The organism is Embleya scabrispora, from assembly GCF_002024165.1.
Lineage (GTDB): Bacteria > Actinomycetota > Actinomycetes > Streptomycetales > Streptomycetaceae > Embleya > Embleya scabrispora_A.
This window is the reverse complement of record NZ_MWQN01000003.1, coordinates 130,908-152,507: the sequence shown is the minus strand read 5'-3', so window position 1 is coordinate 152,507 and position 21,600 is coordinate 130,908. Positions and strand designations below refer to the sequence as shown.

General features: G+C 69.9%; 24 protein-coding genes, 1 pseudogene and 1 riboswitch. Of the genes and pseudogenes, 15 read left to right on the top strand and 10 right to left on the bottom strand.

Going from position 1 to position 21,600, the window contains the following annotated elements:
- The first annotated feature begins 69 nt into the window (after window positions 1-69).
- Together B4N89_RS36475 and B4N89_RS36470 are read left to right on the top strand one after the other, a co-directional pair.
- Window positions 70-474, top strand: a complete 405-nt coding sequence (locus B4N89_RS36475) for a cupin domain-containing protein (RefSeq protein WP_235619147.1) — start codon at window positions 70-72, stop codon at window positions 472-474.
- 73 nt (window positions 475-547) lie between these two features.
- Window positions 548-1,402, top strand: coding sequence for an NAD-dependent epimerase/dehydratase family protein (locus B4N89_RS36470; RefSeq protein WP_078980870.1), 855 nt, complete (start codon window positions 548-550; stop codon window positions 1,400-1,402).
- Between the two features lie 125 nt (window positions 1,403-1,527).
- On the opposite strand, the gene B4N89_RS36465 is transcribed toward B4N89_RS36470, so the two are convergent.
- On the bottom strand, window positions 1,528-1,986 hold the full coding sequence (locus B4N89_RS36465) for a DUF6314 family protein (protein WP_078980869.1): 459 nt from the start codon (window positions 1,984-1,986) through the stop codon (window positions 1,528-1,530).
- Window positions 1,987-2,136: 150 nt separating this feature from the next.
- Window positions 2,137-2,436: an SH3 domain-containing protein gene (locus B4N89_RS36460; protein ID WP_161500944.1), complete on the bottom strand. Its 300-nt coding sequence runs from the start codon at window positions 2,434-2,436 to the stop codon at window positions 2,137-2,139.
- A gap of 364 nt (window positions 2,437-2,800) precedes the next feature.
- On the opposite strand from B4N89_RS36460, the gene B4N89_RS36455 reads away from it, so the two are divergent.
- From B4N89_RS36455 to B4N89_RS36445, 3 genes and pseudogenes are all read left to right on the top strand, one after another.
- The gene (locus tag B4N89_RS36455; RefSeq protein WP_078980867.1) at window positions 2,801-3,034 is read left to right on the top strand and encodes a DUF2945 domain-containing protein; all 234 of its coding nucleotides are present in this window, start codon (window positions 2,801-2,803) and stop codon (window positions 3,032-3,034) included.
- Window positions 3,034-3,375 (top strand): DUF3140 domain-containing protein, encoded by a 342-nt coding sequence (locus tag B4N89_RS36450; protein ID WP_078980866.1) that lies wholly within the window; start codon window positions 3,034-3,036, stop codon window positions 3,373-3,375. The genes B4N89_RS36455 and B4N89_RS36450 overlap by 1 nt, the downstream gene beginning before the upstream one ends.
- Before the next feature lie 164 nt (window positions 3,376-3,539).
- Window positions 3,540-3,918, top strand: a pseudogene (locus B4N89_RS36445) (DUF4440 domain-containing protein).
- Between the two features lie 208 nt (window positions 3,919-4,126).
- On the opposite strand, the gene B4N89_RS36440 reads toward B4N89_RS36445, so the two are convergent.
- Together B4N89_RS36440 and B4N89_RS36435 are read right to left on the bottom strand one after the other, a co-directional pair.
- Window positions 4,127-4,534 carry a hypothetical protein gene (locus tag B4N89_RS36440; RefSeq protein ID WP_143658211.1) on the bottom strand — a complete coding sequence of 136 codons (408 nt, stop codon included), beginning with the start codon at window positions 4,532-4,534 and terminating at the stop codon, window positions 4,127-4,129.
- Window positions 4,535-4,813: 279 nt separating this feature from the next.
- Window positions 4,814-5,203 carry a VOC family protein gene (locus tag B4N89_RS36435; protein ID WP_078980864.1) on the bottom strand — a complete coding sequence of 130 codons (390 nt, stop codon included), beginning with the start codon at window positions 5,201-5,203 and terminating at the stop codon, window positions 4,814-4,816.
- 87 nt (window positions 5,204-5,290) lie between these two features.
- Here B4N89_RS36435 and B4N89_RS36430 point away from each other — a divergent pair, with 87 nt between their 5' ends.
- The 3 genes from B4N89_RS36430 to B4N89_RS36420 all read left to right on the top strand — a co-directional run bounded on the left by B4N89_RS36430 (window position 5,291) and on the right by B4N89_RS36420 (window position 8,443).
- Window positions 5,291-6,100 carry a TetR/AcrR family transcriptional regulator gene (locus B4N89_RS36430; RefSeq protein WP_078980863.1) on the top strand — a complete coding sequence of 270 codons (810 nt, stop codon included), beginning with the start codon at window positions 5,291-5,293 and terminating at the stop codon, window positions 6,098-6,100.
- Window positions 6,101-6,284: 184 nt separating this feature from the next.
- Window positions 6,285-6,539 (top strand): hypothetical protein, encoded by a 255-nt coding sequence (locus B4N89_RS36425; RefSeq protein WP_143658210.1) that lies wholly within the window; start codon window positions 6,285-6,287, stop codon window positions 6,537-6,539.
- A gap of 440 nt (window positions 6,540-6,979) precedes the next feature.
- The gene (locus B4N89_RS36420; RefSeq protein ID WP_143658209.1) at window positions 6,980-8,443 is read left to right on the top strand and encodes a hypothetical protein; all 1,464 of its coding nucleotides are present in this window, start codon (window positions 6,980-6,982) and stop codon (window positions 8,441-8,443) included.
- Window positions 8,444-8,561: 118 nt separating this feature from the next.
- Here B4N89_RS36420 and B4N89_RS36415 read toward each other — a convergent pair whose 3' ends face one another.
- Entirely contained in the window at window positions 8,562-9,296 is a 735-nt protein-coding gene (locus tag B4N89_RS36415) for an AraC family transcriptional regulator (RefSeq protein WP_078980860.1), read from the bottom strand.
- A 71-nt stretch (window positions 9,297-9,367) separates the two neighbouring features.
- Here B4N89_RS36415 and B4N89_RS36410 point away from each other — a divergent pair, with 71 nt between their 5' ends.
- Window positions 9,368-10,600: an alpha-L-fucosidase gene (locus B4N89_RS36410; RefSeq protein ID WP_078980859.1), complete on the top strand. Its 1,233-nt coding sequence runs from the start codon at window positions 9,368-9,370 to the stop codon at window positions 10,598-10,600.
- Window positions 10,601-10,680: 80 nt separating this feature from the next.
- Here the strand turns inward: B4N89_RS36410 and B4N89_RS36405 are convergent, their stop codons facing one another.
- Together B4N89_RS36405 and B4N89_RS36400 are read right to left on the bottom strand one after the other, a co-directional pair.
- Window positions 10,681-11,898: a phospholipase D-like domain-containing protein gene (locus B4N89_RS36405; RefSeq protein ID WP_078980858.1), complete on the bottom strand. Its 1,218-nt coding sequence runs from the start codon at window positions 11,896-11,898 to the stop codon at window positions 10,681-10,683.
- A gap of 187 nt (window positions 11,899-12,085) precedes the next feature.
- Window positions 12,086-12,955, bottom strand: coding sequence for an RNA polymerase sigma factor SigF (locus B4N89_RS36400; RefSeq protein WP_235619146.1), 870 nt, complete (start codon window positions 12,953-12,955; stop codon window positions 12,086-12,088).
- Window positions 12,956-13,092: 137 nt separating this feature from the next.
- Here B4N89_RS36400 and B4N89_RS53260 point away from each other — a divergent pair, with 137 nt between their 5' ends.
- On the top strand, window positions 13,093-14,019 hold the full coding sequence (locus tag B4N89_RS53260; protein WP_349679009.1) for an ATP-binding protein: 927 nt from the start codon (window positions 13,093-13,095) through the stop codon (window positions 14,017-14,019).
- Between the two features lie 52 nt (window positions 14,020-14,071).
- Here B4N89_RS53260 and B4N89_RS36390 read toward each other — a convergent pair whose 3' ends face one another.
- A complete protein-coding gene (locus tag B4N89_RS36390) occupies window positions 14,072-15,304 on the bottom strand; it encodes a PP2C family protein-serine/threonine phosphatase (RefSeq protein WP_235619145.1) in 1,233 nt (410 codons plus the stop codon).
- Between the two features lie 218 nt (window positions 15,305-15,522).
- Window positions 15,523-17,058 carry a serine hydrolase domain-containing protein gene (locus B4N89_RS36385; protein ID WP_161500943.1) on the bottom strand — a complete coding sequence of 512 codons (1,536 nt, stop codon included), beginning with the start codon at window positions 17,056-17,058 and terminating at the stop codon, window positions 15,523-15,525.
- A gap of 986 nt (window positions 17,059-18,044) precedes the next feature.
- Window positions 18,045-18,232, top strand: a riboswitch (cobalamin riboswitch).
- Window positions 18,233-18,274: 42 nt separating this feature from the next.
- Between B4N89_RS36385 and B4N89_RS36380 the strand changes: the two genes are divergently transcribed.
- The 3 genes from B4N89_RS36380 to B4N89_RS51980 all read left to right on the top strand — a co-directional run bounded on the left by B4N89_RS36380 (window position 18,275) and on the right by B4N89_RS51980 (window position 20,418).
- Window positions 18,275-18,868 (top strand): cob(I)yrinic acid a,c-diamide adenosyltransferase, encoded by a 594-nt coding sequence (locus B4N89_RS36380; protein ID WP_078980854.1) that lies wholly within the window; start codon window positions 18,275-18,277, stop codon window positions 18,866-18,868.
- Between the two features lie 463 nt (window positions 18,869-19,331).
- Window positions 19,332-19,775, top strand: coding sequence for an enoyl-CoA hydratase/isomerase family protein (locus tag B4N89_RS36375; RefSeq protein WP_078980853.1), 444 nt, complete (start codon window positions 19,332-19,334; stop codon window positions 19,773-19,775).
- Between the two features lie 34 nt (window positions 19,776-19,809).
- The gene (locus tag B4N89_RS51980) at window positions 19,810-20,418 is read left to right on the top strand and encodes an NAD(P)-binding domain-containing protein (RefSeq protein WP_414646453.1); all 609 of its coding nucleotides are present in this window, start codon (window positions 19,810-19,812) and stop codon (window positions 20,416-20,418) included.
- Between the two features lie 111 nt (window positions 20,419-20,529).
- Here B4N89_RS51980 and B4N89_RS51975 read toward each other — a convergent pair whose 3' ends face one another.
- Complete coding sequence (locus B4N89_RS51975) at window positions 20,530-20,829, bottom strand: hypothetical protein (protein WP_235619143.1); 300 nt, start codon at window positions 20,827-20,829, stop codon at window positions 20,530-20,532.
- Between the two features lie 161 nt (window positions 20,830-20,990).
- Here B4N89_RS51975 and B4N89_RS36360 point away from each other — a divergent pair, with 161 nt between their 5' ends.
- On the top strand, window positions 20,991-21,206 hold the full coding sequence (locus tag B4N89_RS36360) for a hypothetical protein (protein WP_078980850.1): 216 nt from the start codon (window positions 20,991-20,993) through the stop codon (window positions 21,204-21,206).
- Window positions 21,203-21,577 carry a fic family toxin-antitoxin system, toxin component gene (locus B4N89_RS36355; protein WP_078980849.1) on the top strand — a complete coding sequence of 125 codons (375 nt, stop codon included), beginning with the start codon at window positions 21,203-21,205 and terminating at the stop codon, window positions 21,575-21,577. The genes B4N89_RS36360 and B4N89_RS36355 overlap by 4 nt, the downstream gene beginning before the upstream one ends.
- The last annotated feature ends 23 nt before the right edge of the window (window positions 21,578-21,600 follow it).

Below are 21,600 nucleotides of genomic sequence, written 5' to 3'. Positions count from 1 at the left end.
AACCGGTCCATCGCATTCGACTCCGAGTGGACCATTCGTGTGGACCGGACCACGCCTACCGTTGCGGTCGTGATCGAAAAGCGCGGTGGGACCGTACTGACCACCCTTCTCCACCAGACTCCGCCGTTTTTGCCGGCGTCCGCCGAAGTGATGACCATGACGGTCGAGTTGCCGCCCGGCGACGCGGGTACGCCGCCCCATCGGCACTCGGGTCCGGTCTTCGGCTACATGCTCGAAGGCGAGATGGTGTTCGAACTCGAAGGCGAACCCGAGCGGGTCATTCGCGCCGGCGAGGCGTTCTGGGAACCGGGCGGCGACGTCATCCACTACCAGGCGGGCAACAATCTCACCGACGCGTGGAGCCGGTTCGTGGTGGTCATGGTCGGTGTCCCCGGCGAACCCATGCTCACCCTCGTCGACGCGGCGGAACTGCTCGCGCGACGCGATCGCCGGGTGCCTCGACCGACGAAGTAACCGCCGAACCCGTACACCGGCCGGGTCGCCGAAGCCTCGGCCCGCCCCCCGACAGAAAGCCGAAGTTCCGAACATGCATATTCTCGTTGCCGGCTCGACCGGCGTCCTGGGCCGCCGGGTCGTCCCCGCGCTCGTCGGCGCGGGGCACCGGGTCACCGCGCTGACGCGCCGCCCGGAGGCCGCGGCCGATCTACGGGCACACGGCGCCGAGGTCGCGTTCGCGGACGTCTTCGATCGTGAGGCGCTCACCCGTGTGGTGGGGCGGGCCGAGCCCGATGTCGTGATGCATCAACTCACCGACCTGTCCGCGGTCGACCTCGCGGCCAACGCGAGGATGCGCGTGGTCGGCACCCGCAATCTCGTCGATGCCGCACAGGCGGCGGGAGTTCGACGCATCGTGGCGCAGAGCATCGCGTGGGTGTACGAGGCGGGAGACGAGCCCGCCGACGAGACGACGCCGCTGGACGACACGAGTGTCGAACCGCGACGCGGCACGATCGAAGGGGTGATCGCCCTGGAACGAGCGGTCCGCGAGCTCCCCGGGTGGGTGGTGCTGCGCTACGGCCTGCTCTACGGCCCGGGTACGTGGTTCGCGGCAGACGGGATCAAGGCGGCCGACGCGCGGGCGGGCCGGTTGCCCGGGGGCCCGGACGTCTCGAGTTTTGTCCACGTCGACGACGCCGCCGCCGCAGCGGTGGCCGCCTTGCACTGGCCGAGCGGCGTGGTCAACGTGGTCGACGACCAGCCTGCGACCGCCGACGAATGGGTGCCGGCGTTCGCTCGGGCGGTGGGCGCGCCACCGCCCGCCGCAGCGGCCGGTGTGCCGCACGCCCCCTGGGCCCGAGGCGCGGACAACCACCTCGCCCGCAAGCACCGGGGCTGGATCCCGACCCATCCGTCCTGGCGGTCGGGGTTCGACACCCTGTGAGTCGGCGGGGGCACGCGGCACGCGCGTGATCGCGGCGCGAGAGAACGAGCCGCGGTACCGATGTCCGGACCGTGCGCCCCGGCCACTCGGCCGACCGGCGGCGCTCGACGAGCCACCACGGCTCGTCAGGGGGCCGGGATCGGCGGCCGGCCGGCCGGGGGGATCCGTCGGTAGACGGAGGTCAGCAATTGCGTCTTCGCCGGGCCCGAGACCCGCCACCGCAGGTGCCATTCGTCCGGGGACACGACGGTGAACTCCCCGTCGTAGAAGTCCGCTGCGCAGGGGTGGCGGGTACTCCAGCGGCCGGTACGCAGGTCGAGGTCGTGGAACGGCCTGCCGTCGGCGAAGAGTACGTCGGCGGTGCCGTCGGCGCGCGGCACAAGCCGGTGACTGCGGCTCGCGGGGTTGGTCACGCCACCCCACTCGAACTCGCCGGACTCCTCCTCGAGCAGCTCGTCGCCGACGCGCCGAAACTCCGCGGTGCCGATGAACGAGCCCCGGGCGCCGGAGAGTTCGTCGATTACGGTGCGGTCGATGGACCAGCGGCCGACGAGATAGGCGACGGCGTCGGGGACGGAACACATGCGTCCATGATCGGTCATCCGCTTCGGACGGGACAGTGGCGGCCGATGTCGCATTCGAGCCTCCGCCCGACCAACGCCCACGACCGACGCCCCGACTCGCCACGATCGACGACCACTGGTCCATGACGAAACGCGACCGTGCTTCCGGACCTATACGTAGGCCCACCATACCCAGCCCTTGACCCCACTGGCGTTGTGCTTGACGTAGTACCACCAGTTCGCCTCGCCGGCGTTCTTCTGGCAGTACACCGTGACGGTGGCGCCCTTCTGCAGCAGTCGATGCACGGTGGAGTCGGTACTCGGCTTGGCCCGCAGGCGAACGTTGCTGCCGGAGATCTTCGCCGTGTGGTCCCGGAAGTCGGTGTCGCACGACGGGTGCGATGCGGCCGACGCGCCGGGAGCCACCGCCACCGCGCCACCGGTCAGGAGCACCCCGGACGCGACCGCCACACCTACTCGCCGTCGCAGCTTCGCGGACTGCCACCGAAAACCGCGTTCCGACGTAACGGATCTCATCAATCCCCGTTTCTGACCGCACATGGCGCGGACACGCTGGGTCGGTGACACATCGGCCACCGCATGATCACAGTCGGCGAATCACGCTAATGGCCCACCCATCGACCGGCTATCCGAATCGCGCGCACGCCGGCGACGCGGGAAACGTCGCCCCGCGCCGAGCAGTCACGGACTCCCGGTGGCGATCGACCGGTCGGCGTTGCCCAGGTGACCACGACGATGTGGAAATGCATGGCGATAGATCCATAAAACTCCCTGAATGGGTAGAGGAGAGGGAGCCACGAGAAAGAAGGACGCCATGGCACGGCACGCGAAAATCGCGAAGGGTGATCGGGTGAGTTGGCGCAGTCACGGAAGTACCGCGATCGGCATCGTCAAGCGCAAGCTCACCCGACGGACACGCGCGGCCGGGCGAACGGTCGACGCCTCATCGCAGCAGCCGCAGTACGAGGTCGAAAGCGAGAAGTCCGGTGGCACGGCCGTCCACAAGCCCCAGGCCCTGACGCGGGTGAAGCGCAAAGGAAAGAGCTGATGGCCGAGCGAGCGGACAGCGACCGCGAGGACACCCTGCGAGACTTCCACGACGCGGTCAACATGACCGCGTCCGAGTTGGAGCGTTGGCTCACCACCGACGAGTCGCGTCGAGCCGGGCAGCACAAGGACGGCGGAGAGAGCATCGGGCATGCGTCCGGCCGGCGCATCGTGGCCCTGCTGCGCGCCGGGAAATCCGAACTCGACGCCGACGACCTCGGACACATGCGCAAGGTCACCGGCTATGTCCACAGACACCTGGCCCAACGCCCCACCGGCGACACCACCACGACCACCTGGCGATACTCGCTGATGAACTGGGGCCACGACCCCGAGAAGTGACGTGGGGAACCCTGTGGTCCCTGTCCGGCGAACGACTGGCCACCACCGCGCCCGGCCCCGCACCGATGGCCATCGAGAAACCCGACTGCCGGCGATGCCCGACGGGTGATCCCGGTTGGGGAGTTGGTGGCCACGCGAGCGAGAATGCCTGCGTGAGCGAAGAGATGGATGAGGTCGGCGAAGCGATCGCCGCAGAACTGCGTCTGATGGACCCCGACGTGCGCGCGTCCCGCTCGCTTGCCCTGCCGCTGCTGGACCCGGACTTCGTCGAGGTCGGCGCTTCCGGACGGCGATGGACGTACGAAGAGATGCTTGCCGAGTTGCCCCGGATGAAAGGGGGCGGCGGAGGGCGGTCCGCGCTACGAACCCTCGAACTTCGTCGGCGCGCTACTGGCCCCCGGACTCGTGCATCTCACCTACGAGACCACGTTCGATGGAAACCGGGCACGAAGGAGCTCGCTCTGGCGCAAGCAGAGCGCAGCCGGGGTATGGCGGATGTACTACCACCAGGCCACGCCCATCCCGCCCGGCAGCGACCTTTGATCGGGTATATCGGACGATGACGGCCCACAGGGGGCCTGCTCCGACTCGGCGGCCGGGCCGGCGCAGTGTTCTCCGCCCGGGTGGATCCGCTGCGCGCGCGGATCATCAGCGTCGACGGCCGGGGTACGTCAGTCCTGGGCCCGTGCGGGACGCCTCGCCGGCGCACATCCCCCACGGGCCCATCGTCCCCGAGTACCGAACTCGACGGCTACGTGTAGGGATTGTCGGCCCTGTTGCCCCCGTACAGGGTGGGGTTTTCGCCTCCACCGTTCTTCGCGTAGACCACCGCTCTCACCGAGCGGATCTTCCACCCCATGTTCGCGTGCAGGCCATACCAGCCCTTGTAGCCGTCCTTGCAGGTCCAGCCCTTGGGAAGCCAGTGGACCGGGCCACCCCACGCGTGCCCGTCGAACCCCTCCACCTGCAATTGGATACCGACGGTGTGACTGTTGCACGCCGTGTCCTTCACCGACATGCTCACGTTCGTGACCTGGGTGCTTCCCCATGTCACCGTCGCGCTCCCGCACCCCTTCGGGCCGCACGCGTCGCTGCGGCCCGTCTTCGCGGCCGCCTGGGCGACCTCATCTCCCGAAGCCGCCTCGGCCGTGCCCGCCATGCTCGCTCCCAACGACAGCAGGGCAGTCGCCGTCAACACCGCAGGCACCCGCCACCGTTCGTGTCGTACCGTCTTCACCCGTCTCACCCCGTTCTCGCGGATTTCCTTACGAGACCGAAGCTATGGCCGCGCATCGATCCGAAGCGTCAACCGCAGGGTCAAGTTCGTCCTGCGGTGCCGGGTTGATTCGAGTCGCCGCGCCTACCACGGAAGTGGGAGACACCGATGCGCGCTCCCCGGATCCGTTCTGCTGCCGGGCGCAGCCTCGAGTTGCTCGGCTCAGGCGGTGGTGGGGGCGTTCCAGTCGACCAGTTGCACGATGACTCCGTTGGGGTCGCGGACCTGGAAGGCGCGCTCGCCCCACTCCTCATCGGTCAGGGGCATCGTGATCGTGACGCCTTCGGCGCGCAGGCGCGCCAGTTCGCCTTCGAGGTCCTCGACGACGAAGGCGAGGATCAATCCCGTGGCGTGCACGTCGCGCTGATCGGCCGGGAGGCTTTCCAACCCCCGGCGCAGGAAGACGACGTTCATCCCGGCGTCGTCGCGGGTCAGGGACGCGAAGCCGTCGGCGGCCATCTCCTCGCGGAATCCGAAGTGCTCGACGAGGAAGCCGGCGGACGCCGGGACGTCGTCCACGTTGAGCGATACGGCACTGGACGTGACCTTCATGAAAGATGCCTCCGAGAACACGACGAGCAACTTCTCTGTACGGCGTACAATATACATCGTACAGAGTTGAAAAGCGAGAGGACGACCATGTCGACGGAACGAACCGGTTCGGGCGACCCCGCCCACACCCTGCGCCTGCTGTGGCGCGACGCCTCCTCCGACCGTCGCCGAGGACCACGACGGGGACTGAGTGTCGACGCGGTGGTCGAGGCGGCCACGACCATCGCCGACGCCGAGGGTCTGGAGGCGCTGACCATGCGCCGAGTGGCCAAGGACCTCGGCGTGGTGCCGATGACCCTGTACACCTACGTCCCCGGCAAGGCCGAGCTCCTCGACCTCATGCTCGACGCCGCTTACACCCGCATGCCCCGCTCCGACACCACCCGACAACCCTGGCGCCGGCGCGTCACCGCCATCGCGGACGAGAACATCGCCCTGTTCGCCCGCCACCCGTGGGCCGCGACCGTCTCCACGATCCGACCTCCGCTGGGGCCGGGGCAGATGGCGAAGTACGAGCACGAACTATCCGGACTCGACGGCCTGGGCCTGGACGACGTCGAGATGGACGACTGCCTGACCCACCTGCTGACCTTCGTACAGGCGTGCGCCCGCGCCGACGCCGCCGCCCGCGCCGAACGAAACGACAGCGCGATGAACGACCGACAGTGGTGGGAGCTGAACGCCCCGCTGCTGGCCCGGGTGCTCGACGAGAAGACCTATCCCACGGCCGTCCGCGTCGGCGCGGCCGCGGGCGCCGCACACGGAAGCGCCCACGACCCGGCCCACGCCTACTCCTTCGGCCTGCAACGTGTCCTCGACGCCTTCGCCGTCCTGATCGACCGACACGAGGACGACGGGGCGCCCACCGCGGCAGCCGAGGGAGCAACGCCCGCGTGAGCGGGTTCCGACACACCGCGCACCGACGCACCGGAAAACGGTCGGCGGCGAGGTCGTGCACACCGCATGGCGCCGCCGGCCGTGGTCACCGCTAGGCCGAGGGTCGCCGCGAGATCCGAGCGCCGGCCACGATGGGATCGTGTGCGGCGAAGACGACGACAGTGATCCGAGGAGGGGCGAGTCGATGCCCGAAGAGTCGAATGCGGCCACGCCGATGTCCGTGGGGGCCGCGACCGGTTCGCGCGAGTCCGAGAGCGCGGGCGTCGATGCCTTGGCGCGGGCGAACATGGTCGCGTTCGCGGCCGAGCTCGTCGAGCGTGGGTGCGTGGCCGACGGGCCGGTCGATGTGGACGCCGCCGAGGAGGACGACGAAGGGCGGGCCGAGTACCGGCTGTTCGCGGCCCGCTCGATCGCGGGCAAGGCCCTGCTCATTCCGTAGCTCTCGCGGAGCAGAGACCACCTCGCGTGGTCCCGTCCCCGTCCCGCAGCCAGACGACCTGCCGCACCGGCGCACGACAGCCCCCTCGACGCGAACCACGTACTACACGCGCCCGGCGCGAACGCGTACGGGAGCCAACTCGGCCCGTCCGGACGATTATCCGCCGACAAGCCGTCCCGAGCGGCGACTACCGCACCATCCCGACCCATGATCGACCGTCTCCCTCCCGAAGCCTCACCGGACCACAATCCGAACGGCCCGCCAAAGTGGCCCCATCGGTCGGTACTCGGACACGTGTCGGAGCTGCGGCGCGAGTGGTCGAGGTTCGATACTGGGCGGGCGGCTTCTTCGCTCACGCACCCACGCTCGACGTCCAGCGAGCCGGGGGACTGTCCAAGTTCCGCGTGGCGCCCTCGAGATGCCGCAGAGGGGGGAGCCTCGTGATACCGGTAGTGCCGCCCACCAAAGAGCACCTGCAAGCCGTTTTCGAGTCGCTGCTCAAGGCCATGGTCAACCAGCGGATCAAGACCTGGTCGGAAGAGACCGGCGCCACCAAAGCCCTGACCGTGCGACTCGGGGAGGTTCCGGCGGAACGCCGCCGGCTGTGGATCGACCAGATCAAAGCGGTGATCAAAGCGCTTCCCGGCGGGCTGGGGGCGCTCGTCGCGCAGCTCGGAGACTCCGTCGGCGTGGCGATCAAGGCCGCCGAGCAGGTCAAGTACGCCCAACTCACCGACGCGGACGTACACCCGGCGGCGAACGACCAGGTCAAGATCACTCTGGAGGCATTCCTCTACGCCACGCCGATCGTCGTCGCTCTCGACCACGCCTTGGACGGTTTCACCAAGGAGATCGACCAGTACCTTCTCCGCGCCGTCGAAGTGGAGACCTGGCTGGCGGCGCGCAAGCAGTGGTGTACGAACAGCCGCACCGAACTGGAGGTCCTGGTGGTGGAGGTCGACGACCTCCTCGCACAGGTCGACGCCTTGGCGTTGACCCCGTTCCTGACGGCGTGGACCGCGCCGGTCGTCAAGTTCCGCAAGGCCGCGGGCGTCGTGCTCGGCACACCGTTGGCAACGGTATGGGCCGACGCGGACGCGGCGCTGTGTACGAACTTCACGCTGCCCGCGGCACAGCAGCGCAGTGCGATCGAGGCCGTCGTCGGGGGCGCCGGCAGCGCCGCACAGCAGGCCCGGATGCAGCTGTACGGCAGCGTCATCCACCTCGACGCCGACACCCTGCGGCGCCTGCAGCCGCTCGGCGCCGCAGCCCCGCCGCTCAAGACGGCCTGTACCGCGATGACCCAGTTCTACGGCACCCCGTGGATCATCTGTCTCGGCACGATCGATTCGGCGGCCGGCCTCACCCGGGTGCTCACGCACGCCGCCAACAAGGATGTCGTGAAGGCGCTGCGGAACGCGGCCGCGAAGGGCAGCACGGTCCCGCAGTTGTCGAAGGCGTTCGACCTGATGCTGAGCATCCCGCACTGGGAAGATGCCTGCATCGCCCTCAACTCCCTCGACGCGCCCGAGATCGCCTGCCCCGACGGAGTCGTCGCGATGTCCTGGGTCAAGATCGGGTCGTCCTGGGTTCCCAGGGCGTTCTCGATGCAAACCGCGGGGTTGGAGACGGACATGGCCTGCCTCAAGCACATGAGGCAGGAGACGGGCGTCAAACCCTCCTCGGCCAAGCTGACGCTCTACTTCGCGGAACTGGTCGCGGCATGCCGCGAGGCCGTCAAGCGATGGAACGCGGCGGGTCAGCCGGCGAAGTTCGAGTGTGCGGGGATCAACCTCGGCGTGGGAACGTGGACCATTCACGTCCGGTGGTCGTTCGGAAGCCCGCAGGTCTTCCACGTGGACAGCGGCTACGAGCAGTCGGCCTGGGTCAAGCACGCGAACTGAGCGACAGGATGGTCGGATACGGCCCGCGATGCGGGCCGTACTCCGCCGCGGGGCCCTACTCGTCCGGGGGCGTCCCCCGGGGAACCCCCCAATGGCCGCAACCCGCCGCCTCCGTCGGTCAGGGAGTACCGCGAAGCCGTCGGGGAGAGGCCCCGAGGGTCTTACGGCAAGCCTTGTTGAACGCCTGCAGATCCGGGATCCCCACCGCGGCCGCGATCGCCGACACCGACAGGGTCGAAGCCTCCAGCAGATGCAGCGCTCGGGCCATCCGCCGGGTGGCGATGTGGCCTACGACCGTCTCGCCGACCTGCTCGCGAAACAGCCTGGTCAGGTGGTTGTGTGAAACCCCGGCCAGGCGCGCCAGGTCGGCGACCACGAGAGGTTCGGCGAGGTGGGCCTCGATGTGCCGTGTCACGGCCTCCACCGTCGGATGCCGCCGCACGTCCGCCGACGTCCCGGCCAGGTCCGCCACCCGCCACAGCGCCGCCCACACCAATGCATCCGATCGTCTCGCTGAGGCCGGGTGCGAGGCCACGGCGTCCCGCAGGAGTTCACGGAGCACCGCCAGCGCGTCGCCGGCATCCCTGACCAGGGGATCCCGGCGGCCGGGCATCTCGAAGTGCACGTACAGGTGCTCGGACCTCCCCTGGTAGTGGTACTCGACCGTGGTCCCCGGTGGCACCAGGCTCACAGTGCCGGGGCGAAGGTCGTAGTCGACACCGTTCGCCCGGTAGCGCGCGCTGTAGCCATAGAGGTGCAACTGCCAGTGGCGCGGCAGCACGAACACCTCTCGCATGGAGTTGATCCCGTGCAGGCCCACGCCGGCGTTCACGACTGTCGGCGGCATCTCCATGGTGAAAAGATACCAGTGAGGGTGAGCAAGACCAATTTCAGAAGGCTGAAATTCACCTAGCATGTTGAACCATGACCACACAGACCTGGTTCGCCGATGCCAAGCTCGGCATCTTCGTCCACTGGGGCATCTACGCCGTCGACGGAGTCGCGGAATCCTGGTCGTTCTTCAACGGCGAGGTCTCCTACGAGAGTTACATGCAGCAGCTCGGCAGGTTCACGGCCGCACGGTACGACGCCGAGGAATGGGCCGAACTCTTCGAGAAGGCGGGCGCCCGCTACGCGGTGCTCACCGCCAAGCACCACGACGGCGTCGCCCTGTGGAAGACCGCCCACAGCGATGTGAACGTCGTCGAGCGCACTCCGGCCGGTCGGGACCTGGTCGCGCCCTTCACCGAGGCGCTCCGTCGTCACGACCTCAAGGTCGGCCTGTACTTCTCCCACCTCGACTGGTCCCACCCCGACTACCCCTACCGAAGCCTCGCGCAGCTCCGGGCCGCCCCGACCGTCGAGGCCCCGGAGAACTGGGACCGCTTCCTGACGTTCCACCGGGACCAGTTGCGCGAGGTTGTCACCGGCTACCGGCCCGACCTGCTGTGGTTCGACGGCGAGTGGGAGATCCCGGAGCCGCTGTGGCGGATGGACGAGGTGCATGCCGATCTGGTCACCATGAAGCCCGACACGGTATTCAACGGTCGGCTCCTCGGCCACGGGGACTACTCGACCCCGGAGCAGGGCGCACCGATCACGCCGCCCGAGGGCCCATGGGAGCTCTGCTACACCATCAACAACTCCTGGGGCCACCGGGAGGCGGACCGGGACCACAAGCCGCTCTCCTTCCTGATCCAGCTTTTCGTGGAGACCATCGGGGCCGGCGGCAACCTGCTCCTGGACGTCGGTCCACGCCCCGACGGCACGATTCCGTCGGAGCAGGCATCCCGGCTCGAGGGCCTCGGTCGCTGGATCCGCCGCAACGAGGAGGCGGTGTACGGCACCGAACGCGGAATCCCCTCCGGTCACTTCCACGGCCCGACCACACTCTCGAAGGACCGCCGGACGCTGTACGTGTTCGCCTTCGACCCGCCGCGCGACCACCTCACCATCCGCGGACTGAAGAACGAGGTGAAGCGGATCTCTGTGGTGGGGACCGGCGAGACGCCGGCCCACCGGCGGGTCGGCGGCATGGACCCGGTGCCGGGGGTGCTGTTGATCGACGCGCCGGCGACCTGCGACCGCTATGTCACCGCTGTCGCGGTCGAACTGGACGGCGAGTTGGAGCTCTACCGCGGCGAGGGCCGCGGTTGACGCCGCATCGGCCACCGTTCGCGTTCTCCACCTGAAGCCTGATCAGGGCGCCGACACCCCGGGACGATCGATTCGGGTGCTTACAGGAATCGTCTGATGGGGACGACCGCCGCCTCCCGCAGGCGCTGCCCGGCGGGCCGGCGTCGCCAGCGGTCCGGGTCGATGGTCACACTGCGTTCGAGGTCCGCGTCGTAGTCCCGGTCCAGTTCCGCGGTGAACGCTTCGTCCAGGACGGCGAGCATGACTTCCTCGTCGTGTTCCATGGAGCGGCGGTTGAAGTTGGTCGAGCCGATCAGCGACGCCACGCCGTCCACGGTGATGACCTTGGCATGCATCATGGTCGGCTGGTACTGGCGGATGGAAACGCCCGCGTCGAGCAGCCTGCTGTAGTGGTGTTGGCCGGCGAGTTGGCAGGCGCGTTGGTCGGTGTGGGGGCCGGGGAGCAGGATTTCCACCTCGACTCCGCGGCGGGCGGTGGCGCACAGCAGGTCGACGAAGTAGGTGTCCGGGGCGAAGTAGGCGGTGGCCAGGCGGAATCGTTGCTCGGCCGAGGTGAGCATGACGCGGATGAGGGTCTGCATGTCCTGCCATCCGATGCCGGCCGAGCCGCGCACGACCTGGACGATCGAGTTCCCGACCTGGTCGTGTCCGGTGAAGCGGTCGCGGTCGTCGAAGAGTTCGTCGTGGCATTCGGCCCAGTTCTGCGCGAACGCGGCGGCGATTCCGTCCACGGCCGGGCCTCGGACCTTGACGTGGGTGTCGCGCCACTCGTCGGGGTTGCGGGCGTCCCCGCACCATTCCTCGGCGATCCCGACGCCGCCGGTGAAGGCGGTGTGCTCATCGACGATGAGGGCCTTGCGATGGCAGCGGTGGTTCTGTTTGAACGGCGACAGCCACAACGGCTTACGGAACCAGGCCACCTGTACGCCGGCGTCGTCCATGACGTCGAGGAGGTCTCGTTCGATCTCCTTGGCGCCGAAGCCGTCGAGGAGCAGCCGCACCCGCACACCGGCCCCGGCCCGGTCGGCGAGCGCGGCGGCGAAGTCCCGGGCGATACGCCCCCGCCAATACACGAAGGTCATCATGTCGATGGTGTGCTCGGCACCGCGTATCGCTTCGAGCATGGCGGGGAAGATCGCGTCACCGTTGCGCAGCGGTACGAGCTCGTTGCCTTCGGTGGCCGCCATGCCCAGCAGGCGCTCCAGCCGCCGGCGCAGGCGCTGCTTGCGGGCCGGTGCGTCGCCCGGGGCGGTGGTGTCGGCGCCGTCCGGGTGTCGCGTGTTCTCCCGACTGCTCATGGGGAACCTTCCGGCGATGGGGATGGCCGAGGGGGTCGGTCGTCCGCGGACTGATCGGCTGTGGGGTGGTGATGCCGTTTCCATCGGGACGACTCGGCCCGATGCGGTGCGCGGGACGCTCCGCCGCACCCGGTCGCGAATGCGGCGGCGCGGCCGTTCCGCGGGGGTCACGCGCTTCGGTCGGGTTTCAGTCGGCGAGAAGTTGGGTGCGCAGTCGGGTCAGGGTGCGGGCCAGGAGGCGGGAGACGTGCATCTGGGAGATGCCCAGGCGTTCGCCGATCTGGGACTGGGTCAGGTCCTGGCCGAAGCGCATGGACAGGATGTCGCGGTCGCGCTGCGGGAGGGCCGCGATCAGCGGCTTGAGCGTGTGCAGGTTCTCGGCGAGGTCGTAGCCGGGGTCGACGAACGACGCGCGCGAGGAGTGCATCTCGGTGGGGCCGTCGTCGCCGGCGGGGGCGTCGAGGGAGGCGGCCGTGTAGCCCGCGGCGGCGGTGAGGCCCTCGACGACGTCCTCGACGCCGATGCCGAGCCTGTCGGCGAGTTCGGCGGGGGTGGGTTCGCGGTCGTGTTCGGTGGCGAACGCGTCGCGGGCCCTGGCCAGTTCCAGGCGCAGTTCCTGCAGGCGTCGTGGGACGTGCACGGCCCAGGAGGTGTCGCGGAAGAAGCGCTTGATCTCGCCGGAGATGGTGGGGACGGCGAAGGTGGGGAACTCGACGTCGTAGGAGGGGTCGAACCGGTCGATGGCCTTGATCAGGCCTATCGTGCCGACCTGGACCAGCTCCTCCGCGGTCTCCGGGCGCGAGCGGAAGCGCCCCGCGACGAATCGCACCAGGGGGATGTTGAGTTCGATCAGGGTGTTGCGCACGTACTGGTACTCGTGGGTGCCCTCCTCCAACACCCGCAGCCGGTCGAAGAGGACCTTCGACATCGCCCGCGCGTCGACTGCCGAGACGCTGCCGGGGTCGTCGACGATCGGCAGCTCGTCGAACGCGCCGCCCTCGGCGGCGGTCACGGTCGCCTCGGGGGCCGGGAAGGCGGTCGCGGGGGTGCGGGTCATGTCGGCGTCCTCCTGCTCGGGGTCGGCTGTGGGCCGCCGCATTGTGCCCCGCCACGAAGGGAGTACACCCGATCGGGGGTGGGATTTTGCTCCCACGGCAGCGACACGTCCCCGCGCCACCGGGGTCGCCGTCCGTTATGCCGGGTTCGCGAGGGTCGAATATCGATTCCCTCGATCGGACGACGCTTGAGGCGCGGGTCGCCGGGCAGGCGTGCGGGCACAGCGGCGTCGGCCCTGGAACAGGATCGGCCAGGGCATACGAACGGGCAGGTCACGGCCCTGTGGCGGATCCGTGGTCTCCCGCTCCGGTGCCGCGCGAGGACCAGCCCGGACCGGGAGGCGAGCGAGTCGTTCCGTGCCCATGTGCCGAAGTGGAACGCGGCACCGTCCGCCCACGTACCCGAAACGCGGCACCGTCCGCCCACGGACCCGAGAGGAAGGTCATGCTTCGACGTCGTCGTTCCCTCGTCAGGTGGCGTGTGCCACGACAAACCGGGGCTTGCGCCCGGGCCCGTACGGCTGCGGGAGCCACCCTCACCGACTGGGGGTGGGACGGGGACCGCGAGGCCGTGACGGTTCTGGTCCTGTCGGAGCTGTTGACCAACGCACAGCTGCACACCCACGGAGACGTGGTCCTGGCCATGCGCCGGACCCGACGCGGTATCCGGTTGTCGGTCACCGACGCCGATCCCCGAGTGCCGACCCGGCGCGACACCGACCTCGAACGCGGGGGCGGCTTCGGGCTGCACATCCTCGACACGCTCACCGCCGAGTGGGGCGTTCGGGCGCGGCGGGGCGGCAAGACCGTCTGGGCCGACATCGAGGGCCCCGTTCCGGAGAAGGCCGTCACCCGGGCGCCGGCGCGTGCCCGATGCGGAGCCGCCTCGATCCGTGCGGTCCTGGCCCGCGGATGCCGCGCGGGAACGGCGGGCTGGGCTGCGGCCTGCCGAGGAGTGCGGCCGCCTCGGTTGCCGGCGTCGGTACGGCGGCGGGCCCGCGCGGTCTGCTCGTGGGCGCGCGGGGGTTCGCGTGCGATGCTGCCGGGCGCCCTCGTCAGGGATTGACCCTGCGGCGGGCGCGCCGGCCGGCGGCGGCGGGTTACCCGGCTCGGCGCGGTCAGGCGCTCGCACCGTGCCATTGCAGGAGCAGGATGGTGGCGTCGTCCCGGAGACGGTCGTGGTGGTATTCGCGGATCGCTCGGATGAGCCTGCGCAGGGTTTCGGGGGCAGGGAGGCCATCGGCTATGTTGCGGATGACGAAGTCGACGAACCGGTCGAGTCCGAAGGTCTCCCCGCGGGGATTGCGCGCGTCGGTCACGCCGTCGGTGTACAGCAGGAGCCAGTCGCCGGGTTCGAGTTGCTCGTCGTACAACCTGACCGGCAGGCCCATTTCGGTGCCCATCGGGTGGGCGGGCGGGCGTTCCAGGGTGGCGACCCATTGGCCGTTGCGGATCACGATCGGTGGGTGGTGGCCGCGGTTGACCCAGGTCAAGGCGCCGGTGAGCAGGTCGAGTTCGGCGATGACCGCGGTGGCGTAGCGGCTGCGGCCGAACTGTTCCACGAGTGCGTCCTCGATCGCCTCGCTCGTTTCGACCAGGCCCACGCCGTGGCGGCGGCTGCTACGGCAGCCGGCCAGGGCGAGGGCGACGGTGAGGCCGGCTGAGGTGTCGTGGCCCATGGCGTCGAAGACGGCCAGGTGGGCGGTGTTGCCGTCGACCGCGTACTCGTACGCGTCGCCGCCCATCTCGTACGCGGGCTCCATGGCCGCGCTGACGGTGGCCCGTGTGCCGGCGAAGGAACCGGGCGGCATCAGGGTCCACTGCATCTCCGCGGCCAGGCCCATCGGGCGGGTGCGGACCATGCGTTCGTAGGTGTCGCTGTAGGCGCGTTTGCTCACGAGGAGCAACCCCACCAGGAGCGCGAGGTCGCACGCCTCGTCCAGGACGGCGTCGCCGGCTTCGTCGGTTTCCAGGCCCAGGACGCCCAGGCGTTCGGCGCCGTCGACGAGAGGCAACCACAAACGCCTGGTGGGCGCTTCGCCGGACTCGACGTCGTCGGCGCCTGCCGGCGACTCGACGAGTTCGACGCTCTGGAAGGCGCGGCCGGCCAGCGTGGCATCGATGCGAAGCTCCGCCTCGGGAGCCACGTCCGCCGTCCCGGCGCGCTCCCCTGAGCCGGGGACCAGGCGGAGAATCTGCTGTTGCACGTCCACGAGGTAGATCAGTGAGCGGGCCAGGCCCAGCGCCCGGGCATGAGCGGCGATCAGCCCCGGAAGGTCCTCCAGAACGGCGTGGCGACTCGCCCGGAGCAGACCACCCGCCGTGATCGCGTCGTTCGAAAGAGGCTTCACACGGCACCCTGTTCCTGATTGCCCGCATTCCCGGCGGTCGGTCACGACGGCGTCGGATGACCCTCCCGGGCAGCATTCGAACATAACAGACATGACCCCCGTGACCGTCGCGATACCCGAGCCCGGCGTCTTCGCCCGGCTCGGACGGTGGTCGTCCGCGCCGTCCGGCGCGAGCGGGACCCTTGTTGACCTGATGGACAGGCATCCCGTGCGCGGGGTCAGGGAATCCGTGGCAGGACCCGGTCGCTCTGGCATACGTATCGCGTGCCGTCCAGTGTGAAGCACTTGAGCGGTTCCCAGTCGCGAACGCCGGGCAAGCGGTGGACGTACAGGTCCCGGCCGGCGGGGTGGAGTTCGAACTCGTCGGGTGTACCTCCCGTGAAGGTCCGGCGCAGGAACAGCGCACCGCCGCGTTCGAGGATTTCCTCGAGCACTCCCACGCGTTGGTATCGGCCCAGGTAGCCTCCCGCGTCGTGCGGTGGTTTGGTGCCGTCGGGGGTGTGCGGTGGGCGGGGCGCGACGCCGGCGAGGTCGGTGAAGACCTCCCGGTACAGGTCGTGGTACAGCGCCTGGGCGTCGCCTCCGTTGGTGAGCAGAACGACCGCGATGCGGGCATCGGGTAGCACCCTGAGATAGGACGACTGCCCCTGGGTCCTGCCGTCGTGGCCGTACACCGCCCGGCCGTTCCAATCCCAACGGGCCCATCCCAGGCCGCGGGTTTCGCCGTTGTCCGGGGTGTTGGGCGTGGCCGTCCGGAACGAACGCATCTCCTCGGCGGCGCGTGCCGACAACAGTCGGGTGCCGTCGGGTCCGAGGCCGTCGTCCAGGTGCAGGCGGACGAAGGCGAGCACGTCGCCGACGCTGGAGCACACGATGCCGGCCGGGCCCGAGGAGCGGGGTATCCACGTCGGGTCGACGCGCGGCCGCCCGTCCGGGCCGGAGGTGTGACCGGCGGCGGCTCGATGCGCGAGCACGTCCTCCGGCAGCGTGTGGCTGCGAGTCAGGCCCAACGGCCGGATCACACGTTCGCGCAGCGCGGCGTCCCAGGTCGTACCGGTGCGGCGTTCGATCAGTCGGCCGGTGAGGATCAGACCGACGTTACAGTACGAGCACGCGCGGCCCAGTGGGTGGACCGCCGGAACGTCCTTGAGCAGGGCGGTGAACCGCTCCAGGCAGTCGTCGCCGCGCCCGGTGTCGGGGAGCACGTCGCCGTCGATCCCGCTGGTGTGGGCGAGCAGGTGACGCAGTGTCAGGCGCCTGGTGCGGTCGGGGTCGGGCAGGCGCAGCTCGGGCAGGTAGCGTACGACCGGCGTGTCGAGGTCGACTGAGCCCTCGTCCACCAGGCGCATGGCGAGTGTGGCGGTCCAGACCTTGGTGATGGAGCCGATCTGCCAGAGCGTGTCGGGCGTGGCCTCGATACGGTCGTCGGCGTTGGCCAGACCGGTGGCGACCTTGACGATCCGGTCGCCGACCAAAATGCCCAACGCGGCGCCGGGGACCTCGTGTCGGCCGGCTAGCGTGGCAAGCCTGGAGCGCCAGTGCCGGGTCATGGACGTGTCGCCCGCGGGGTCCGCCTCGCCCGGGGGCGCGTCGTTCGCGTGCGCGGCCCGCGCGGTGCCGACGACCGCCGCTCCGGCCGTGCCCGCCACTGCGGCGGCGGACAGTGATCCGCGCAGCACGGTGCGCCGGGTGGGTGTGCCGCGGGTGCCGTCGGCGGCTTTCGCGGAGGAAGGGATCCGGGGAGGGAGGGTCACGGGTCTGCCTCTCGATCGATGTCGGTCGTGCAGGCGGGGAAGCGACCGGATCGTGCGCTCCCGAAGACGCCGCCCGTCGCGCCGTTGCGCCGTCTCGCCGTCGCGCCGTCTCGCCGGGAACACGGCGTCCACACGCGGCGCGTCCCGGCGACGTCGCAACCCCGGGTGCGGGCGCGTCGCTTCCCGTTCGACGAGCGTAGGAAGCGAGGTCTCGAGCGGCATCGTTCTCACGTGGGAGGATGCGGATACCTCTCCGGTGCCCCGGACCCCCACCGCCGGTCGCGTGGACCCGGGAGGAAGATCAGCCGTCCGGGGGGTCCGGAGATCCGCGTCGGTGTGCGTGACCTCGCGCGTTCGGTGCCCGAGCCCACGACGGCCGCCGAGTTGTGGTGCGTTCGCCGCGGGGCGCCGAGTGCCACGCCGCGTCCGGGCGGGACTTCCCTGGGTTCGCGGCGTTCATCGGCAACGGCGGCGAGCCGCACACGTCGCCCGGGTGGAAGGCGCGGTCGGCCGGGGCCCGTTTTTCCGACCGACCGCCGAATCCGGCGAGGCCGGTTCGACTCGGAACGCCTTCGGGGACGGCGCGCATCGGCGCGCCGTCCCCAAGGCGCCTTTCCGGGCCCGTGGCACGGCGACCCGGGGGACTCGGCGGCCGAGCGGGCACGCCGACGGCGGCACCGTCCCGACGTACGGGTCGCTGGGGCTCCTTCCCGCGGACCACGACGGGGAGGGCAGACGAGACACTCCGGCGGTGGGCATTCGGGCTCGCCGCCGGTTCCGGTTCCGGCGCCGGTGCGCCCGCTGGTGTGTCCGAGCACGTGAGGGATCGACGGCGCGCAGCGTGCGTCGGCGTGAGGTCGTGAGTCCCCTCTCCTCGACAGCGGGAGCCGCTCGTCGACAAGGGGGCCATGCCGCGACGCTCCGCCCTGGTCGAGTAGGAGTGCGTTTTGCCCATGGCGGGGCCCGTTCGGGGCCGGCGCTTGCGAGGGTCGCGTGGCATGCTATGGGCTGCTGTGCGACGGCGAAACCGAGGAAACCGGTGTAATTCCGGTGCGGTCCCGCCACTGTGATCGGGGAGCGACTCCCGTCAAGGCCACGGCCCCGCTTCGGGGTTGGAAGGCCGGGGGAAGTGTCGATCCGAGAGCCAGGACACTCACGTCGTCGCCACCTCGACACAACCGGGGCGGATTTCCCCGAGAGAGGCCGGTGGTTCGCCATGTCTGTGGTGCTGAGCCGTATCTACACTCGCACGGGAGACGCGGGCACGACCGCGTTGGGCGACAACTCCCGCGTCCGCAAGACCGATCCACGGATCGTCGCCTACGCCGACACCGACGAGACCAACGCCGCCATCGGTGTGGCGCTGGCACTGGGTTGCCTGGACGCGGAGTTGCGGAACGTCCTGGAAGGCATCCAGCACGACCTGTTCGACGTCGGCGCGGACCTGTGCGCTCCGATCCGCGACGGAGACGAACGCCTGCGGGTCCGTGAGGAGGACGTGTCCCGCCTCGAGCGTCTGTGCGACACGTTCAACGAACGACTCGAGCCCTTGCGGTCGTTCGTACTGCCGGGCGGCGCGCCCGGCGCGGCGCTCCTGCACACGGCGCGGACGGCCGCCCGTCGAGCGGAACGCTCGGCGTGGGCGCTGGTCGACGCGGACGCGGAGTTGTCCGGCGGGGAGGCGGCGACAGTCAATCCGGTGTGCGTCCGATATCTGAACCGTCTGTCGGACCTGCTGTTCATTCTCGCGCGATCGGCCAACGATGGCGGGCGCGGTGACGTGCTGTGGAGTCCCGGCCGTAACCGCTGACGCCGGTCTCCACCGGGCTGCCGGCGAACATCGCGCCGGTCCTCGACAGGCGTGGCGGTACAAGGGACTCGGTTCGGGACGTTTGCCGAATCGCATTCTCGGCCTCGCCCCCGGCCGTCGTTGCGGCCCGGGGGCGAGTCTGCGGCCGCGTTCGACCGGATCCCGCGGCTCCGGCGGCGGCCAAGGGCCCCGAGGAACTGCCCCCATGCCTGCCCGCGTTCCCCTCGCGGCACTTGCCTCCGCCGGCCGATCCCGAACATCTCCGTGTCATGCGCGTGCGTCGCGCGCGGCCTGATCGAAGCGACCCGCCGACCCCACCTCCGAACCCGACCCGCCGGCAGGGCGCACTGGGCCGGAACGCGCCGAACCGGCCCAAGGCGCTCAGCGCGCTTCACCCGCGACATGGTCCGCCGCATCGACGCGGCACTGACCGCGAGCGGCGACATCCACCCACGACGCCGTCATGGACGGCATCGTGATGGACGGCGGGGTCGGCATCTCCGCACATGGGGCACTGCGCATCGTCACCGAACGTTCGACGATCGCCATCCCCGAGACCGGCATCGGCTTCGTCCCCTCACGTCACCTGGAGGCGGTGATCGAGGCATTGGCCACTCGGACACCGCCCGACGTCCTCGCCCACCTCACCGAGCCGACGCCCCCGGGCGAACTCGCCGAGCGCCGCGCCTGGATCAACGCGTGCTACACGCGCGACAGCGTCGAGGAGATCCTCGAACGCCTGGAGGACATCGGCGAACCGACGGCGAAACAGGCCGCCGAACAGATCCGCGCGAAGTCGCCGACCGCACTCGAGATAACCCTGGCGAGCCCGCGCCGTACCCGCGAACTCGATTACTCCAAAGCCGAGTTGGGACGGGGGAGTATCGGGTATCCAGCGCGGCGCTGACCGCCCCGACCTCGCCGCGAGTATCCGCGCCCAGGTGATCCACCAGCGCGGTGGCATTCGTCGAACTGGGCAACGCGGGCGGTCCGATGGCTACCAACCTGGTCGCCCGCCGGACACGCCGTCACCGGAGTCGACTCGGCTCCAAGGTATCGGACAGGCTCATGACCAGAGCGTGCGCGTCGCCGGATTCCCTGCGGAGACTGCAGCCGACGCGGACGTGGTGGTCACCGTGCTGCCCGGCGGGACGCACGTCCTCGACTGTTACCAGGGCCCGGACGGACTCCTGGGCACCGCGCCGGTGGGGGCGGTGTTCGTGGACTGCTCGACGATCGACGTCGCCGACGCGCGCGCCGCCGTGCGAGCGACGGGGCGTCGCGCGGTGGACGCGCCGGTGTTCGGGGGAGTGGTCGGCGCGGTCGCCGGCACGCTCACGCTCGTGGTCGGCGCCCAGGATGAGAACTTCGCGGCGATCGAGCCCGTACTGACCCCGCGATGGGTCGCCGTGTCGTGCACCGCGGTCCGCCCGGTGCCGGACAGGCCGCCTGCGTTGTCGGCGCGTTCGAGGGCGTGTTCGGCGGCGGCGAGCGAGGCGGTGACGAATGCCCGGTGCAGGGGTTGCGCGGTGGCGCCGCCGGCCAGGTGACCACCGCCGCGCGCGATCGCGTCGACTCACCGACATGCCCGCGGCCGGACCCGCCCGGCGGGGCGCGATCCGGCCGCGGGGGCCGCCCGAGCGACTTCTCGATCGTGTTGCTCAGCTGTATTGAACCCAGAGCTGCACATCGATGGGCCTGTTGTCGAAGCAGGTCCAGCGCAGCCACCGGCCGTGCAGTTCTCCGTTGCTTCCTATGCTCCTGCACGTGGACAGGGACGCATACCGGCCGTACACCACCCACGGCGTCGGAATGTCCGCAAGGTTCCGCGTCGTGTGTGCGTCGGTCACCTCCGACACGGCATCGGCGACGGGTGCCGCGGACACCGCCGGCGCGCCGGCGACGAGGCTCCCTCCGACAATGGCGAGGGTGACGGCCACACTTGCAAGCAGGCGTTTCATGTACGACTCCTCGTGGTCCGAAGGCCGGGGCGATGTCTCGTCCCCGCGACGACCATGTCGGCGACGGCCGCCGGATGTCAGCACTTCGGCTGTTCGGGACATGTCCCGAACAGCCACGACTCGATCGCCACCTTGCTGGTATCAGCTGGTATCTTCGGCATATGGCGAAGACCCAGGTGAACGTGCGGATGACCGACGAGACCGCCGAGATGGCCCGGCAGGCCGCCGAGACGCGGCACATGCCGCTCAACGACTACATCGAGCAACTCGTTCGCCGCGACAACGACGGCGTGCGCGAACGCTTCCTCGAAGGTGCCCGGGAGGTCATCACCGGATACGGCGACCTCATCGAGGACCTCGCGACGGCGAAGCGATGACCCACCCGAGCGTCGACCTCGCCTGGATCTTGGAGGTCGCCCGCGAGGCGGGGGAGCGCGACCCGGCTCCCGAGGACTACGGCCTGCCCGTCGCCGCCGTCGCCCGCCACGCCGCAGTCCTCGCCGGCCGCGAGGTCTACAGCGGCCCGTTCGTCCGTGCCGCAGCTCTTTGCCAGACCCTGGGCCGGATCTCCTGGCTCGAGCGCTCGAACATGACGGTGGCCGTCGCGGTTGCCCACGGCTACCTCACCGCCTGCGGGATCGACACCAAGCTCGGTCGTGCGGAGATCACCGCCCTGGTCACCGAACTCCGCAAGGACACCTGCACCGTTCCCGACATCGCAGCGGTACTCAGAACCTGGACCGAATAAGGCCGGAGACCGACCGGTCGACG

Coding starts and splice junctions, on each gene's coding strand:
- B4N89_RS36470 (WP_078980870.1), top strand. CDS start 548: ATGCATATTCTCGTTGCCGGCTCGACCGGCGTCCTGGGCCGCCGGGTC.
- B4N89_RS36465 (WP_078980869.1), bottom strand. CDS start 1,986: ATGTGTTCCGTCCCCGACGCCGTCGCCTATCTCGTCGGCCGCTGGTCC.
- B4N89_RS36455 (WP_078980867.1), top strand. CDS start 2,801: ATGGCACGGCACGCGAAAATCGCGAAGGGTGATCGGGTGAGTTGGCGC.
- B4N89_RS36450 (WP_078980866.1), top strand. CDS start 3,034: ATGGCCGAGCGAGCGGACAGCGACCGCGAGGACACCCTGCGAGACTTC.
- B4N89_RS36440 (WP_143658211.1), bottom strand. CDS start 4,534: ATGGCGGGCACGGCCGAGGCGGCTTCGGGAGATGAGGTCGCCCAGGCG.
- B4N89_RS36435 (WP_078980864.1), bottom strand. CDS start 5,203: ATGAAGGTCACGTCCAGTGCCGTATCGCTCAACGTGGACGACGTCCCG.
- B4N89_RS36430 (WP_078980863.1), top strand. CDS start 5,291: ATGTCGACGGAACGAACCGGTTCGGGCGACCCCGCCCACACCCTGCGC.
- B4N89_RS36425 (WP_143658210.1), top strand. CDS start 6,285: ATGCCCGAAGAGTCGAATGCGGCCACGCCGATGTCCGTGGGGGCCGCG.
- B4N89_RS36415 (WP_078980860.1), bottom strand. CDS start 9,296: ATGGAGATGCCGCCGACAGTCGTGAACGCCGGCGTGGGCCTGCACGGG.
- B4N89_RS36410 (WP_078980859.1), top strand. CDS start 9,368: ATGACCACACAGACCTGGTTCGCCGATGCCAAGCTCGGCATCTTCGTC.
- B4N89_RS36405 (WP_078980858.1), bottom strand. CDS start 11,898: ATGAGCAGTCGGGAGAACACGCGACACCCGGACGGCGCCGACACCACC.
- B4N89_RS36400 (WP_235619146.1), bottom strand. CDS start 12,955: ATGACCCGCACCCCCGCGACCGCCTTCCCGGCCCCCGAGGCGACCGTG.
- B4N89_RS53260 (WP_349679009.1), top strand. CDS start 13,093: ATGCCGGGTTCGCGAGGGTCGAATATCGATTCCCTCGATCGGACGACG.
- B4N89_RS36380 (WP_078980854.1), top strand. CDS start 18,275: ATGTCTGTGGTGCTGAGCCGTATCTACACTCGCACGGGAGACGCGGGC.
- B4N89_RS36375 (WP_078980853.1), top strand. CDS start 19,332: ATGGACGGCATCGTGATGGACGGCGGGGTCGGCATCTCCGCACATGGG.
- B4N89_RS51975 (WP_235619143.1), bottom strand. CDS start 20,829: ATGAAACGCCTGCTTGCAAGTGTGGCCGTCACCCTCGCCATTGTCGGA.
- B4N89_RS36360 (WP_078980850.1), top strand. CDS start 20,991: ATGGCGAAGACCCAGGTGAACGTGCGGATGACCGACGAGACCGCCGAG.
- B4N89_RS36355 (WP_078980849.1), top strand. CDS start 21,203: ATGACCCACCCGAGCGTCGACCTCGCCTGGATCTTGGAGGTCGCCCGC.